This window comes from Sphingobacterium sp. Ag1 (genome assembly GCF_000988325.1).
In the GTDB taxonomy this organism is placed as follows: Bacteria; Bacteroidota; Bacteroidia; order Sphingobacteriales; family Sphingobacteriaceae; genus Sphingobacterium.
The window spans coordinates 45,321-60,045 of record NZ_LBGU01000039.1 but is presented as its reverse complement, the minus strand read 5'-3'; the positions used below and the strand labels follow the sequence as shown (position 1 = coordinate 60,045).

Annotated in this window: 11 protein-coding genes; 3 read left to right on the top strand and 8 right to left on the bottom strand. The window is 38.3% G+C overall.

Going from position 1 to position 14,725, the window contains the following annotated elements:
- The first annotated feature begins 137 nt into the window (after positions 1-137).
- A complete protein-coding gene (locus tag AAW12_RS13065; RefSeq protein ID WP_046674086.1) occupies positions 138-437 on the top strand; it encodes a DUF3817 domain-containing protein in 300 nt (99 codons plus the stop codon).
- 168 nt (positions 438-605) lie between these two features.
- On the opposite strand, the gene AAW12_RS13060 is transcribed toward AAW12_RS13065, so the two are convergent.
- The 7 genes from AAW12_RS13060 to AAW12_RS13030 form a co-directional block, all read right to left on the bottom strand.
- Positions 606-1,010, bottom strand: coding sequence for an acyl-CoA thioesterase (locus AAW12_RS13060; protein ID WP_046674085.1), 405 nt, complete (start codon positions 1,008-1,010; stop codon positions 606-608).
- 67 nt (positions 1,011-1,077) lie between these two features.
- Positions 1,078-2,484 carry a dihydrolipoyl dehydrogenase gene (gene lpdA / locus AAW12_RS13055; RefSeq protein WP_046674084.1) on the bottom strand — a complete coding sequence of 469 codons (1,407 nt, stop codon included), beginning with the start codon at positions 2,482-2,484 and terminating at the stop codon, positions 1,078-1,080.
- A 216-nt stretch (positions 2,485-2,700) separates the two neighbouring features.
- Positions 2,701-3,234: a plastocyanin/azurin family copper-binding protein gene (locus AAW12_RS13050; RefSeq protein ID WP_046674083.1), complete on the bottom strand. Its 534-nt coding sequence runs from the start codon at positions 3,232-3,234 to the stop codon at positions 2,701-2,703.
- A gap of 176 nt (positions 3,235-3,410) precedes the next feature.
- Positions 3,411-5,012, bottom strand: coding sequence for a response regulator (locus AAW12_RS13045; RefSeq protein WP_046674082.1), 1,602 nt, complete (start codon positions 5,010-5,012; stop codon positions 3,411-3,413).
- A 22-nt stretch (positions 5,013-5,034) separates the two neighbouring features.
- Positions 5,035-5,595, bottom strand: a complete 561-nt coding sequence (locus AAW12_RS13040) for a chemotaxis protein CheB (protein WP_046674081.1) — start codon at positions 5,593-5,595, stop codon at positions 5,035-5,037.
- Between the two features lie 2 nt (positions 5,596-5,597).
- A complete protein-coding gene (locus AAW12_RS13035; protein ID WP_231585263.1) occupies positions 5,598-6,437 on the bottom strand; it encodes a CheR family methyltransferase in 840 nt (279 codons plus the stop codon).
- Entirely contained in the window at positions 6,425-9,850 is a 3,426-nt protein-coding gene (locus AAW12_RS13030; protein WP_046674080.1) for a response regulator, read from the bottom strand. Before AAW12_RS13030 ends, AAW12_RS13035 begins: the two co-directional genes overlap by 13 nt.
- A 928-nt stretch (positions 9,851-10,778) precedes the next feature.
- On the opposite strand from AAW12_RS13030, the gene AAW12_RS13025 reads away from it, so the two are divergent.
- Positions 10,779-11,297 carry a KdsC family phosphatase gene (locus tag AAW12_RS13025; RefSeq protein WP_046674079.1) on the top strand — a complete coding sequence of 173 codons (519 nt, stop codon included), beginning with the start codon at positions 10,779-10,781 and terminating at the stop codon, positions 11,295-11,297.
- Between the two features lie 2 nt (positions 11,298-11,299).
- Complete coding sequence (locus tag AAW12_RS13020; protein ID WP_046674078.1) at positions 11,300-11,878, top strand: Maf family protein; 579 nt, start codon at positions 11,300-11,302, stop codon at positions 11,876-11,878.
- Between the two features lie 55 nt (positions 11,879-11,933).
- On the opposite strand, the gene AAW12_RS13015 is transcribed toward AAW12_RS13020, so the two are convergent.
- Complete coding sequence (locus AAW12_RS13015) at positions 11,934-14,519, bottom strand: TonB-dependent receptor domain-containing protein (protein WP_084823165.1); 2,586 nt, start codon at positions 14,517-14,519, stop codon at positions 11,934-11,936.
- Positions 14,520-14,725: the final 206 nt, after the last annotated feature.

Here is a 14,725-nt window from a genome sequence, read left to right as displayed (position 1 = left end):
TGTAAAATTGGCGGTTTCTGATAAAACACTGACCTTGCTCTTGGGTTAATGTCACATCCTGGTCAAAGGGAGAAAAATAATGAATAAAGCGTTTCTAGAGTCTTATTTTTGAAGTTCACAATACACAGTTTATCATTATGTTAAGAATATTCAGACAGATCGCCCTGTGGGAAGCAATCTCCACCATTTGCTTGTTTTTTATTGCTATGCCTTTGAAGTATTTTGCGGGAATCCCCGAAGCTGTCAAAATAGCCGGTTCCATTCATGGCTTCTTTGTTGTTATTTTTGTGGTTATGCTGATTATGTCAACAGTAGAATACAAGTGGCCTATATTAAAGGCGGTAAAATATTTCTTGGCATCTTTGATCCCTATTTTTGGCTTTTGGGTGGAATTGGACCTTAAAAAAGAAATCGAAGGAAAAAGACAGAAGTCATAGTGTTTGTATAAAAATTCAAATGCATGATTTTTATAAAGGGTCAGGAAGAGGTAAGAGAAGGAATTGGATTGCGAATAGATCAGAGGAATCGCTTGTATTCAATGGACGAATACGTGTGTCCATCTCCTTTGCGGGAGATATCAATTAATAAGAACAGGAGAGAGATGTTTAATCCTCTCTACCTGTCTTCTCAATACCCATATACGCATAGGTAATGCTATCCCTTCCGTGGGGAGCAGGATTACCTTCTTCATCCAGGTTTACAAAGACCAATTTATCGATTGATAGAATTGTTTTTCTAGATATTTTATTGCGGACCTCGCAGCGCATCGTTAGCGATGTCGTTCCAAAGTTAATCGCTTCAATACCCAATTCGAGAATGTCACCTTGTTTGGCTGAGCTTACGAAGTTTATTTCTGAAATAAATTTCGTAACCACCTTTGGATTTCCCAATTGAACGATAGCATAGATGACTGCCTCTTCATCAATCCATCGTAATAATGTTCCACCAAATAATGTTCCATTGGGATTTAGGTCTTCGGGTTTGACCCACTTTCTTGTGTAAAAATTCATTGTGTTTAGGTAGTTAAGACAAAGGGGAAAAGTTTCCTTTTCCCCTCATGTATTCGATATTTATCGCCTAAGCGTGTATTGCTCTATTTGCTGTCGCTGCTAGCGCCGCCTCTTTGATTGCTTCCGTATAGGTTGGGTGTGCATGGCAAATACGTGCGATATCTTCTGCAGATGCACGGTATTCCATAGCTACGGTTGCCTCACCGATCATATCTGCTGCACGCGGACCGATCATATGTACACCCAATACTTCATCAGTTGTGGCGTCAGCCAGTACTTTTACAAAACCGTCGGTGTCACCCGATGCTTTTGCACGACCAGAAGCTTTGAAAGAGAATGATCCAGCTTTGTATTTTACACCAGCCTCTTTAAGTTGTTCTTCCGTCTTGCCAACAGAAGCAACTTCAGGCCAAGTATACACAACACCTGGGATCAAATTATAATCAATATGTGGTTTTTGACCTGCGATATATTCTGCAACATATACACCTTCGTCTTCCGCTTTGTGTGCCAACATTGCTCCAGTGATCACATCGCCAATGGCAAATACACCTTGTACAGCCGTTTCCAAATGTGCATTAACGGGGATTTTCTTGCCTCTTTCTTCGACCGTAATGCCGATATTTTCTAATCCTAAACCTTCAGAATAAGCGGTACGACCAACGGCTACGATACAATAATCACCTTCTAGCGTTACTTCTTGTCCTTTTGGATCTTCTGCAGTTACTTTTACAACTTTACCTTTCGCAGAAGCTCCAGTTACTTTATGACCTAAATAGAACTCCATGCCCAATGATTTTTTCAAAACACGTTGTAGTTCTTTTCCTAAGCCACCATCCATTGTACCGATGATCGATTTTGCAAATTCCACAACAGAAACTTTTGAACCCAAGCGCGCGTAAACTGAGCCTAATTCCAAACCGATAACACCACCACCAATGACGATAAGGTGTTTTGGTATCTCTTTTAGGTTAAGTGCTTCGGTAGAGGTAATGATTCTTTTTTTATCAACAGGTAAGAAAGGCAATGCAGTAGGTTTCGATCCCGTTGCAATAATGACATTCTTAGCCGTGATCTGCTCTGTAGAGCCATCTGCTTTCGTTATTTTGATGGTGTTTTTGTCCACAAATGAACCCACACCTTGAAAACTGTCAATTTTATTCTTTTTGAATAAGAAGGTGATACCGGCAGTATTTTGGGCAATGACATCGTCTTTACGAGCAATCATCTTTGCCATGTCTACTTTCAGGTCTTTCAAGCTGATGCCGAATGCATCAAAATTGTGCGCAGCATTGTGGTAATGCTCCGAAGAATCCAAAAGCGCTTTTGAAGGAATACATCCAACGTTAAGACAAGTACCACCAAATGTGCTATATTTTTCAATAACAGCTGTTTTTAATCCTAATTGGGCACAACGGATAGCTCCTACATATCCGCCTGGACCACTTCCGATTACAATTACGTCGTATTGCATTGATTACGTTTTATTTTTTTGTACCACAAATTTAATGATTATTAATGGGATAGGAAATCAAAACTTACGATTTATGACCAAAGACCCTTACTTTACATTTTTTTGATAAAAGAATCGAAATTGTGCACCTTTTGGAGGAATGAGTAGGTGTTTGTGGGGGGAAATAAATCTAAAAAAAGGATATTCATATTTTGAATATCCTTTTTTACTTATTTGTTATTCTGCAACAATTTTTCCTTGCATGACACCATAATGGCCAGGGAAGCTACAAATAAACGTGTAAACCCCTTTTTCAAGTGTAAAAGTGATTTTATCCGTTTCTCCAGGTCCCAATAATTTGGTATGGGAAACAATTGAAGATAACGCTGATTTTGGAATATATTCGTCGGCAGCAGCTGCGGCAGCCTCAGCACCAAAAGTTGGAAGGTCAACACCTGGTTTTAGGATAACGACGTTGTGTCCCATGGACTCTTTTGGCATAGTACCTGCATTTTTGAAAGATAACTCGACAGGCTCACCCGCTTTTACACGAAATAAATCCTTATCGTATTTCATTTGATCGTTACCTTCTAAAGATAAGCTGTTGGAAATAGCTACGTTTTCAATACCAGGCACTGTTTCTGTCGCTTGGCTTTCTGTTGAAGTTGCTGCTTCTGTACTAGTTGATTTTTCAGACTTGTCACTGTTTCCACCACAAGAAGCAATTGATAAAGCAACTGCTACTGCTGGTATCATAAAAAGTTTTTTCATTTGAATGATTGTTTGTTTATCTTTTATTTACTGGAGGCATTTCCGCTGCCCTCAGCGGTTTAGTGATGAAGTTATTATGAATTTGATTCCTTTTTGGATACGCGTTCAGGAGAAATAACATCAAAACATATTGTTAATGTTTTAAAATTAATGATTTCATTGATAAATTGAAACTATCATTTCAATTTTGACAATAAAGTATCAATTGTTTTATATAATTTGATAGGATCGAATGGCTTGCCGACAACTTCATTGGCTCCGGCATCGAGTGCTTCCTGTTGTTCGGCCTGTAACACCGACGCTGAAATGGAAATAATTGGCATGTTGGCGATTGTCGGATTTGTATTTCGACGTATTTCCTTAATCGCTTCAAAACCACTCATCAGTGGCATGTGTGCATCCATAAATACCAAATCAATTTTTTTCTTGTTGATCTCTTCTAAGGCAATGAGGCCATTGGTTGCTAAAGTGATCTCACAGTTCCAGCTTTTGAGGATATTTGCCAACATAAAACTGTTTAATTCATTGTCTTCAGCAATCAGAATCATCGGGAAGTTGAACTTGGGTAACTCTGTATAAAGTATCTGCGTTTCTTTCTCGACGGGTTTGTCTTTGATTTTGTCGAAAGTACATTCAAAGGAAAATATACTTCCTTTACCGTATTCGCTTGAAGCAAAAACCCGACCGTTGAGCAGGGCAGCAATACGTTTTACAATCGCCAATCCCAATCCTGTACCACCAAATTTTTTGGTAATGCTATCCTCTCCCTGTTCAAACGCAATAAATATTTTTTCCAAGGCATCTTCTACGATGCCAATTCCTGTGTCTATCACCTGAAACCGTAAACAGATACTATGGTTGTCTTCTGTCAGAAGCTGAATTTTTAAAACAACGGACCCTTCTGCAGTGAATTTAAAACTATTGGATATAAAATTGGTCAATATTTGTTTTAATCGAAGTGGATCTGTTAGAAAATAGCTTGTGATCCGCTCATCGACATCAATTGAAAAATCCAGACCTTTGTAGATCGCTTTATCAATGAAGAGATTGTTTAGATCATCCGTAATATCATGTACAGAGGTAGATTCCATATTAAGTTTCATCATGCCCGAGTCAACTTTCGATAGGTCGAGTATGTCGTTGATAATAGTCAACAGATTTTGAGAGGCAGAATCCAATTTATTGATCCAATTTTCTTGCTCTAGCGTGAGCTGAGAGTTTTTTAGCATCTGTGTAATGCCCATAATGCCGTTAATTGGAGTACGGATCTCATGGCTCATGTTGGCTAAAAAGGTTTCCTTGGATTTTCGTGCGAGATCGGCCTCTTCCTTTGCTTTAAGAATAGCTTGTTTTGACTCTTCTAAAGCAATGTTTTTCTCTTTAATTTCTTGCTGTATCAGTAATTGCTGAACAAAAGATTTGACTTTCGCGATGGTTGCTTCGGGGTTGAGCGGTTTATATAAATAATCCACAGCTCCGCTATTAAGTCCCTGAATGAGGTATTTATCTTCTTTTGAAATCGCTGTCACCATAATGGGGATAATATGATTTGTTTTCGGATTCTTCTTTAGAAAGGAAACAAATTCAAAACCGTTGATTTCGGGCATTTGTACATCTACGAGCGCTAAATCGATATCCTCTTTCCAACAGATTTTTAAGGCTTCGTTGGGATCTGTGCTCGTTACTATATTTATATTTTCGATATCTTCCAGCAATGCTGTTAGACTGATAATATTTTCAATTTTATCATCGACAATCAATATATTTACCTTCTTCATTATAGCAAATCTAAATACAATTTTAAATCAACTGCTTGATGTAATCTTTTATTTCTTGAATACTCAAAATGCGTTCCTGTGCATCGAGCTGAATAGCTGCTTCGGGCATGATGGGAACTTCAGCAGTCGCAGGGTCTTGTACAAATGTCTTCCCACCGTATCGTTTTATCATTAATAATCCTTGTGCACCATCCTGATTCGCTCCAGAGAACAAAATAGCTGTACAGTTTTCTTTATATATTTCGGCTACGGATTCAAAAGTCACATCAATTGATGGCCTTGAGTACTGAACAGGTTCCGAGATATCCAAAGAAAAGCTGTAGTCTGGCTCAACCAGAAGATGATAGCCCGCAGGGGCAAAGTAGATTGTCCCATTTTCTATCGCTTCCTTATCATCTGCAGTTTTTATTTTTTGAACAAGTGCTTTGGAAAGCGTGTCCTCAATACTAGAAGCATATTTAGGGTTTCTGTGTACAATGACAATAACGGGTATGTGTATTGGTCGTTCCAATGACTTTAAGATATTTAGAATCACACTAAAGCCACCTGCGGACCCCGCTAACAAAAGAATTTTTCTTTCCATCACTACCCAATTTTTTGGTAAATATTCTGTTTTTTGTTTACGATCTTAAATTTAGCTGAGTCTTTATAGTTGATTAAAGATTCTTTCGCCCCCAAACATAAGAAGCCGAGATGGCATAGTGAATGATAGAATAAATCCAGGACTTTATTTTGCAATTCAGTATCAAAATAAATCAATACATTACGGCAGGTAATCAGTTGAAATTCATTAAAAACGCCATCGGACACCAAGCTATGCATGGAGAAAAGAACATTTTTCTTAAGGCTATTATTAATGGTAGCGGCATTGTACATCGCTGTATAATAATCCGACAAGGAGTTTTTTGGTTCTGTTTTAATAAAATTCTCCGAGTATTCTTTGACTTTTGCAAGCGCATAAATGCCGCGTTTTGCCTTTTCTAACACTTTGCTGTTAATATCGGTACCATAAATAAACGCACGTTGATATAGATTAGCTTCTTCTAATAAGATGGCTAACGAATAGACTTCTTCGCCTGTAGAACAACCTGCACTCCAAAGTTTAATATGTGGATAAGTTGCGAGGTAGGGAAATACATCGATTTTTACAGCTTTATAGAAATCCGGATCCCTAAACATTTCTGTCACATTGACAGTGATTTCCTGTAGAAAATAGGTGCTGAATCCGGGCTGATTGATCAAATTGGACTTTAACTCCTGCAGATTGAGCTTATTAAGTTCCATTATCCTATTCACACGTCTTTTTAGCGAAGCTCTTGTATAGCCCGACACATCATAACCATGGAGATTTTTGACTATATCAACAACTTCTTCCAACTCTTCAAAATTGATCATTGCTACTGTTTTATCGGTTAACTCAGCCATACGCGCATTAGGGATATCAATTTATCAACATCAATCGGTTTACTAATATAATCGTTTGCTCCAACAGCAATTGTTTTTTCCCGATCCCCTTTCATTGCTTTCGCTGTCACAGCAATAATAGGGAGATTTGCAAATTTCTTGTTTGCCCTTATTTTTTCAATTGCTTCATAACCATCCATCACAGGCATCATGATATCCATTAAAACAAGGTCAATCTGTTCATTTCTTTCCAGAATATCTAATGCTTCCTGACCATTGTTGGCAATTTCAATGTTCATGTCATAGCTTTCAAACGCCGTGCTAAGCGCGAAAATATTCCGCATATCGTCATCTGCTAGCAGTACTGTTTTGGAGGCTAAATTGTTTTCAGCAATGACAGAAGCTCCTGAGTGATTAAACATATTGTATTCGCGCTTATTGCTGCGAATTTTATTTAAGAATAAATTCACTTCATCAATCAGACGATTATTTGATTTAGCAGACTTAAGGACCATCGCTTGGCTGTGATGCAAAATTTCGGAAGTCTGCTCTGTAGTAAGTTCCATTGCCGTATTGATGATAATGGGTAAATCCTTAAATTGATGATTTGATTTGATTTCATTCAAGAGTTCAATGCCTGATTTGTCAGGAAGGTTCAGGTCCATAATGATGCAGTCAAATAATTTTTCCTGATCCAAGAGATCGAGGGCCTGTTTTGCATTAAAAGCCTGAAATATCTGAATATGCTGTTCTTCTAAAGATTGTTTGATAAAATCGCTTTGAATTTCCTGATCTTCTACCAGCAGGATTCTTTTCAATGGATGACTGGTCGATGCTTTTATCTGTAAGAATGTTTCAGCCAAAGATTCTTCTGACACAGGTTTAGCCATAAACCCGATGGCTCCGGCAGAAATTGGTTCATCATGTAAAAATGTTCCTGCCGACATCATGTGCACGGGAATTTCCTTGGTGTTATCAATTTTTTTGAGGTTACGAAGCACTTCCCACCCATCCATTTTAGGCAACATAATATCTAAGATAATTGCGGCAGGTCGTAAATTTTGTGCTTTTTGTAAACCATCTTGCCCATCATAGCTGATATATACGTCATAGCCATTTTGTTCGGCGTAGTCTTTGAGAATATCTGCAAAAATAAAATCGTCCTCAATAATCAGCAGTTTATTGTGTTTTCCGTCGGTGTCGATCGACTTCGTTTTTTCTACTATAGGAGATTCATTCGGAACTTGCAGCGGTAGGTCACTTTCTTTTTTGGTCGATGTCATTTCCGGAATTTGAATTTCCTGTTCTAGCGGAATACTGAAGGTGAAGATACTACCTTCACCAACCTTACTGGATAAGGTTATTTTTCCTTTTAGTAATCCGGCAATTTCGCGACATATCGATAAGCCTAAACCAGTGCCACCATATTTACGGCTCGTTGAGCCGTCTTCCTGTTTAAAGGCATCGAAGATAAGCTCCTGTTTTTCAGGAGCGATCCCGATCCCATTATCTTTGACCGTAAAGTGAAGATTTCCTGCTTCAACTATTATTCCTAAAGAAACTTCGCCCTTTTCACCTGTAAATTTGAACGCATTCGATAATAAATTCTTGAGGACTTGTTGTATCCGATGTTCATCACCAATAAATTCCTGCGGTGCATTTACATTGACATCGAGCAAGAAGTGGATATTTTTCGAAGCTGCGGTATCACTAAAAAAATCTTTAATATAATTGACGAGGTAATTCGTGTTAATACGTTCTTTTTGTACCTCCACCTTTCCGGATTCAATTTTTGCCAGATCCAACAATTCGTTAATTAAATGGAGGAGATCAGATCCGGCGCTATGGATAACAGATGCATATTTTATTTGGTCCTCACTGAGGTTTTTCTTTTTGTTGTCCTGAAGTAATTTGGCAAGAATGAGAATACTATTAAGTGGAGTCCGCAATTCATGGCTCATATTGGCCATAAATTCAGATTTATATTTACTGGACAGTTCTACTTCCTCTATTTTTTGAGCGATGGCCTGACGGGCTTTTTCTAGATCTTCATTTTGTGCAAAGAGCAATTTTGCCTTCTCGTCCAGTTCATTATTGGTTTGGATAAGCTCTTCCTGCTGTACTCTAAGCTCTTCCTCAGAAGCCTCCAACAAATGTGTTTTATGGATTAATTCCTCATTGGTTGTTCTCAATTCTTCCTGTTGAGCCTCTAATTCCTCGGTTTGCTGTTGAAGTTCCTCATAAAGATCGGCAAGCTTTCCATGCGTTTGGGCTACTTTGATGATAACGGCAATGTTATCTTTTGCTTTATCCAAGAAGTTAAATCGCAGCTGCTCGTCCTTCGCATTGATTATGGGGCAACAGATCTCCATGATGCCGACACAATGATTTTCATAAGAGAAGGGAACGATATAAATTTCAGCTTCTAATCGATCTGATAACGAGGTTTCTAAGATAAGGTGCTTGTGGTCAATATCCTTAATTTTAACAACCTTATGGTTGTTTGCCACTTCGCCTAAAATACCATCATTTTCCTTAAACGTTCGTTTGATATACTGTGTTGAGGAAATACCAATTTTGTGGCAAAGCTGATACTCCTGATAGTTATCATCAAAAATATAAACAGTCCCACCTAACGCTTTTGTCGTGGACGCAATAGCATGTAGGCTTATTTCGGCAATTTTCTTGTCTGTATAATCACCGCGTAACTGTTCGTCGATATGATTGATAGCATTCAGAATCCAGTTGTCATTGTTGGTTTGGTCTTGCAAAAGCTGGAGTTGATCATTAGACTCCTGCTGGCTTCTTACAGTAGACCTCAGAAATCTAGAGATCGAGGAAATTTTGGCGAGAATATAGAAGAATCCGCTTAAGCCAATGGCGATGAAAAGGTAAGTAATGTACTGGGCCAGTTGCAGATCATTTCTGGATTTTTCTAAGAGTCTTGCACGTTGATCCAATAAATCTCTTGACAGTAGATCGATCTCAGCTAATATAGCGGCCTTTTGTTCATGAATACGATGGGATTTAGAAAGCGTTTCTTGTGTATTCGTAATATCTTGATCAAAATCATAAAACGTCGCAACGTCTTTGCGGATAGTTTCGATGCTGTTAGGCGGTACATGGTAGAAATCATCTCTCAAACTTAAAGAACGTAGGAGTTCATCCGTTTTTCTTAATTCCAATTTGTAGGGAATAAATAACGAAGCATCTCTTTTATTCAGATAATCAAGTTTGGTGTCGTTTACTTCATCAACACTTGATTTAATTTCATTAATAATATTGAATCTATTTTCGGCAACTCGAACAATACTTCGTTCGTTATTTAAATTATGATGCAGCGATATGAAAAAATATAGGGCTGAAAGGAAGATAAGCGAAAAAGAAATGATCACTCCTATGGTAATTTGCTTTCTATAATTTTTTCGATCCATGTGAGAATGAGTTTATCGTTTACTTTTCTGTAGGTATTGTGTTTTGATGCTACCTGGGGAAAAAGATATATGTAAAATAACAAAAAAACTTGCTATTCCTAAAATAATCAAAAGTCAGTATAGAAACAAACCTATACACCAGTTAAGAATCCCCCAATACGATCTATTTGCGCACAACATCGAATTTTTGTTGCGTAAGTGTAACTTAGGTCATTTTTTGTCTTTTAATTCCTAGTTGCGGCAAATTGAAATCAAAGAGTAATCAAGTTTGGTTTTCTAACAGTACTTGTTCAGTGCTCGTTCAGTGATTGTTCAGTGCTCGTTCAGTGATCACTCAGTATGAACTGAATATTAAGTGACTAATCACTGTCTAATAATAGATGGAAAACTGTAATAAGCTTTAAGGTGATATGAAGATCCGTCAGGCTGAACGTTATTCCGATTATTGATAATCGGATATCGTAACAATCATCAAATAGTAGAATCTATAAAATAGAAGAAGAAAAAATACTTATAAAAACAAAACCCTGATGATGGGCACCAGGGTTCGTTACTAACCAATTATAAACCTAAATTATGAAAAGACTCTTTAAGGGCTTCTAAACTAAATTAGTTGCCGTGTTGTGCCGTGAAAACTAAAAATGATTGTTTTTTAAATCTTATGCAAGCTTCAAGTAAATAACTCTTCTGACTGCTTGCTGTTAGTGTTTCATAGCGAGATAACCTTTAATTATCTTCTACAAAGATACGGTAAATATACAGTAGCATCCAAATATTTTTGAGAATAAGTTGCTAATACAACTATGTTGTGACACACAAATGATATTTTGGCTTATCTGAATAATTATCTGACGGTCTTGTCAATTAGATTAGTATCGCTACGCGAATTATTACTCGAAATCCCTTACTTTTACAAAAAAATATTTTTATGGTATTGACTGAATTTAAATCGATAAAAGCATTTGTATTGGATGTAGATGGTGTGTTGACTGATGGTACTGTGCAAGTTAATGAAGAAGGTCATCAGTTACGTACCTTTCATATAAAAGATGGCTATGCTATGCAGTTGGCGATCAAGAAAGGCTATCCGATTTTTATTATCACAGGTGGAGGTTCGAGGGGGGTCGAGCAGCGGATGAAAGGTTTAGGGATCAAAGAAGTGTATTCAAAAGTCACTGACAAGCTATCTAAAATGAAAGAACTTGCTTGCGAGTACAAGCTTGAATTAAATCAGTTGATGTACATCGGTGACGATATCCCTGATCTTAGCTGCATGAAATCCGTTGGGATAGCTGTTTCTCCGGCAGATGCCGTAGAAGAGATCAAGAAAATTTCACATTATGTGTCTGGTTTTTGTGGCGGAAAGGGAGTTGTACGTGAATTGATCGAAAAGGTCATGAAAGTACAAGGCAATTGGCATGTGGATGAAACAGTAAAAAGTGTATAAGGATGTTGAAAAATTTAGAAAATAGAACAATTATATTAGGATCACAATCTCCACGAAGAAAACAACTGTTAGCAGGACTTGGGCTGACATTTGAAGTCGACGTACGGGAAACGGCAGAATATGTGGATCCGAATTTGTCTGCAGCTGAGGTCGTTCGTCAAATTGCTATTTGTAAAGCGGAAGCATTTGCGGATAAAAAAGATTGTTTGGTTATCTGTGCCGATACTATTGTGGTATCGGATAAGGGCGAAATCTTAGGTAAGCCCAAAGATGAACAGGAAGCCAGAGAAACGCTAACAAACTTGTCTGGTCAGAAACATGTGGTGCTGACTGCTGTAGCGATCTCATGGGAGGGTAAGATGAGCACTTTTGTCGAGACGACAACTGTTTATTTTTACGAACTAGAGCTGGATGAAATCGATCATTATGTTACTCAGTTTTCGCCACTAGATAAAGCAGGTTCTTATGGAATACAGGAATGGATCGGCTTAATCGCCATAAAAAAGATAGAAGGGGAATACAATAATGTGGTCGGATTACCCACGGCAAAGCTTTATCAAGAATTGAAAAAATTAATGTAAAAAAAGCGGCAAAAGCCGCTTTTTTATTACTCTTTGATTTTTTTTAGCTTAGTTGTTATTTGATGAAATAACGAACACCGGTGTAGAACATGCGTCCTGTTAAAGGCCCCCATAGCATCGACGTATCAAAATAGTTTCCGAAGGGTTGATCCGCGGCAAGGATTGGCATATTTTGGAAATAATTAGACAGATTTTCTCCGCCCACATACACGGTGAAGTTTTTCTCTTTCCCAAAAGTTTTGCTAATCTGCGCATTCATTGTCGCATAAGCCTTTGATGCTGTAGGTATTTGATATTCAACGGGATTCTCTGCTGTTGATGGAATGCGTTTTTGTCCAACGACATTTAATGTATAATCTACACTCCAACCAGAATGGTGATTATAAGCTAGGTTGACAAAACCACGGTGTTTGGCCAATAGCGGTTTGGTCTTTCTGCCACTTTCAAAATCAGTTTGGACATCAAGTAAGCGATAGGCCAACCTAGTTTCAAAATGTGGTGCTGGCATCAAGCGAAATTCTGTTTGCAAACTATTGGAGAAAGATTTTCCACTCAAATTATAAAAATTGATCTCTCGGGGATTTTCGTAATCGACCACCACCTGATTAGAGAAGCTGTTATGGAAAAATTCAACTGATGCCGAAGCCTCACGTCCAAAGATCCGCATACTTTGGTCTATCGCTATTCCGCTATTCCAGGAGACTTCGGGTTGTAGGCCATAAGCCTTATCGTATATATTAGGCGATTGGATAACCAATTTTCTGCTACTAGCCAACACTGCCGTGTTCTCCGCAAATATATTTGCAGTACGTTGACCTCTTCCTGAGCTCGCTCGAACTGTTGTTCCCGAAAGCGGGGCATAACGTAAATGGATGCGTGGTGTTGTAAACCATCCATACAGGGAGTTGTAGTCTTGGCGAAGACCAATAATGGCATCAAATTTTTCTGATGGACTATAGGTATATTCTGCAAATGCTCCCGAAACCACTTCTTTCCTTTTGAAGTTTTGATCTTTTAAATACCACTCATTGTAATTGTCATAATTAATGGAGGCACCAACGCGATACTTGTGAGCGACTGTCCCGATAATATCTTGAAATAAAAGGTTAGCATATCCATTTTGTTGCTCCGAATCGTAGTTATTGAGCCCAAAATAGCTTTTTTGATTGTAGTTTGATCCTGCAAGCTGGAGACCTATGCTGCGGTGCTTATTTTCGGGGAACACATAACCAATTTTGGCAAAGCCTTCTACGCGTTCAATATCAAACCCTAAACCATAGCGATTCGTCGTCCCTTTATCCGTCTTTTCGTTAAAATCAATCTGCCCGCCTGTACGGTCATCATTAAGATATTTTACCCCAAATTGTACCATAAGTCCTTTTCCATTTTCATAAAACCAACGGTTGACACCGGAGAATAGATTGCCAACGGGTACATCTCTAAATCCATTGTGACTAAAGTTCATGGATTTATTGTACATGAAATTGTCGTGCAGGAGCACTGCAGTGGACCAATGCTGACCGATTTTTTGTGAAAGATTTAAGTTGACATCTGTACGTCCCATGTTGTTCGCATAGGCATTAAAAAACAATCTTTCTGAATTTTGAGGTTTCTTCAATTCGACGTTGATCTGTCCGGCCATGTTTTCGAAACCGTTGGCTACGGAACCTATACCCTTTGCGATTTGAATTGATTCAATCCATGTCCCTGCAATAGAATTTAAACCTAAAGGAGAAGCGAGCCCACGTGGCCCAGGTAAATTTTCAACGGTTAATTGGGTATAAATACCGCTAAGGCCTAGCATTTGAATCTGTTTACTGCCTGTTACTGCATCAGCACTGACGACATCGACGGAGGCGTTGGTTTCGAAGCTCTCGCTTAAATCGCAGCATGCCGCTTTGAATAACTCTTTTCCGGTAAGAACTTCAAGCCGTGCAGGTGTCATACGGTCAATGTAATTTGAGCGTCGTGTGCCTTTAACCTCGACTTCCATCAATACATTTCCCTTTGCTGTGATCATAATGACTTCATGAAGATCTTTGATGGTGATGGTGTCAGATTTCATTCCAACATAGCTTACAACCAATTTGTTGAATCCTTCTTTATGGTCCAATTTAAAAACACCATTTTCGTTTGTCCTTGTGTTTTTGGTCGGAAGGTTGGCCCAGTGTAAATTGGCGCCAATGATGGGTTTAAGATCTCCCTTTTCATTTTCTTCAACAACAACACCGGTAACGGTATGTGGATGATCATGGTTATCGGTCGTCACCGTTTTCTTTTCGGGTACTTTGCCATTTTCCAGTCGCGGATACATACAACATTCATGAAGTTTAGCATAGGATTCATCAGTGGCAACCAAGTTGTCTACATCATGACCAACCTGAGCAATATTTTTCTTAATTGTCTCCAGTTGAACTTTTTGGGGGTTATATTTGATTTGCAATAGGTTGTCGCCTGCATTCCAAACGGCCGTTTCTACGCCATGTATTTTTGCGGCCGTTTCAATACGTTTTTTACACATAGCGCAATTTCCGGCCACTGTAAGTGTGCGCGTACTGTCGGTCTGTGCCTGTACGAATGCCAGAAAAAATAAGGATAGAATGGTCGTTATATATATTTTTTTGAAAATTTGATTCATCATTTTAATTAAGAGTATTCGCTTCAACTAGCATTTAATTTTTACCTTCATGATATCGCGCAACCACATGCAAGGGGTACGGATGTTTTTTTTAGTTCTAAAATTCTATTACTGAATAATTTAAAATCCACTGTTTTTGTTCCGTGTCAAGCGACGGAAAGATCCATGTTGGGAATAACAGTCTGCTATTCTCGCGAAATATAATAACT

Excerpts from the sequence above, each read along its gene's own strand:
- AAW12_RS13065 (WP_046674086.1), top strand. The coding sequence starts at position 138 with ATGTTAAGAATATTCAGACAGATCGCCCTGTGGGAAGCAATCTCCACC.
- AAW12_RS13060 (WP_046674085.1), bottom strand. The coding sequence starts at position 1,010 with ATGAATTTTTACACAAGAAAGTGGGTCAAACCCGAAGACCTAAATCCC.
- lpdA (WP_046674084.1), bottom strand. The coding sequence starts at position 2,484 with ATGCAATACGACGTAATTGTAATCGGAAGTGGTCCAGGCGGATATGTA.
- AAW12_RS13050 (WP_046674083.1), bottom strand. The coding sequence starts at position 3,234 with ATGAAAAAACTTTTTATGATACCAGCAGTAGCAGTTGCTTTATCAATT.
- AAW12_RS13045 (WP_046674082.1), bottom strand. The coding sequence starts at position 5,012 with ATGAAGAAGGTAAATATATTGATTGTCGATGATAAAATTGAAAATATT.
- AAW12_RS13040 (WP_046674081.1), bottom strand. The coding sequence starts at position 5,595 with ATGGAAAGAAAAATTCTTTTGTTAGCGGGGTCCGCAGGTGGCTTTAGT.
- AAW12_RS13035 (WP_231585263.1), bottom strand. The coding sequence starts at position 6,437 with ATGGCTGAGTTAACCGATAAAACAGTAGCAATGATCAATTTTGAAGAG.
- AAW12_RS13030 (WP_046674080.1), bottom strand. The coding sequence starts at position 9,850 with ATGGATCGAAAAAATTATAGAAAGCAAATTACCATAGGAGTGATCATT.
- AAW12_RS13025 (WP_046674079.1), top strand. The coding sequence starts at position 10,779 with ATGGTATTGACTGAATTTAAATCGATAAAAGCATTTGTATTGGATGTA.
- AAW12_RS13020 (WP_046674078.1), top strand. The coding sequence starts at position 11,300 with ATGTTGAAAAATTTAGAAAATAGAACAATTATATTAGGATCACAATCT.
- AAW12_RS13015 (WP_084823165.1), bottom strand. The coding sequence starts at position 14,519 with ATGATGAATCAAATTTTCAAAAAAATATATATAACGACCATTCTATCC.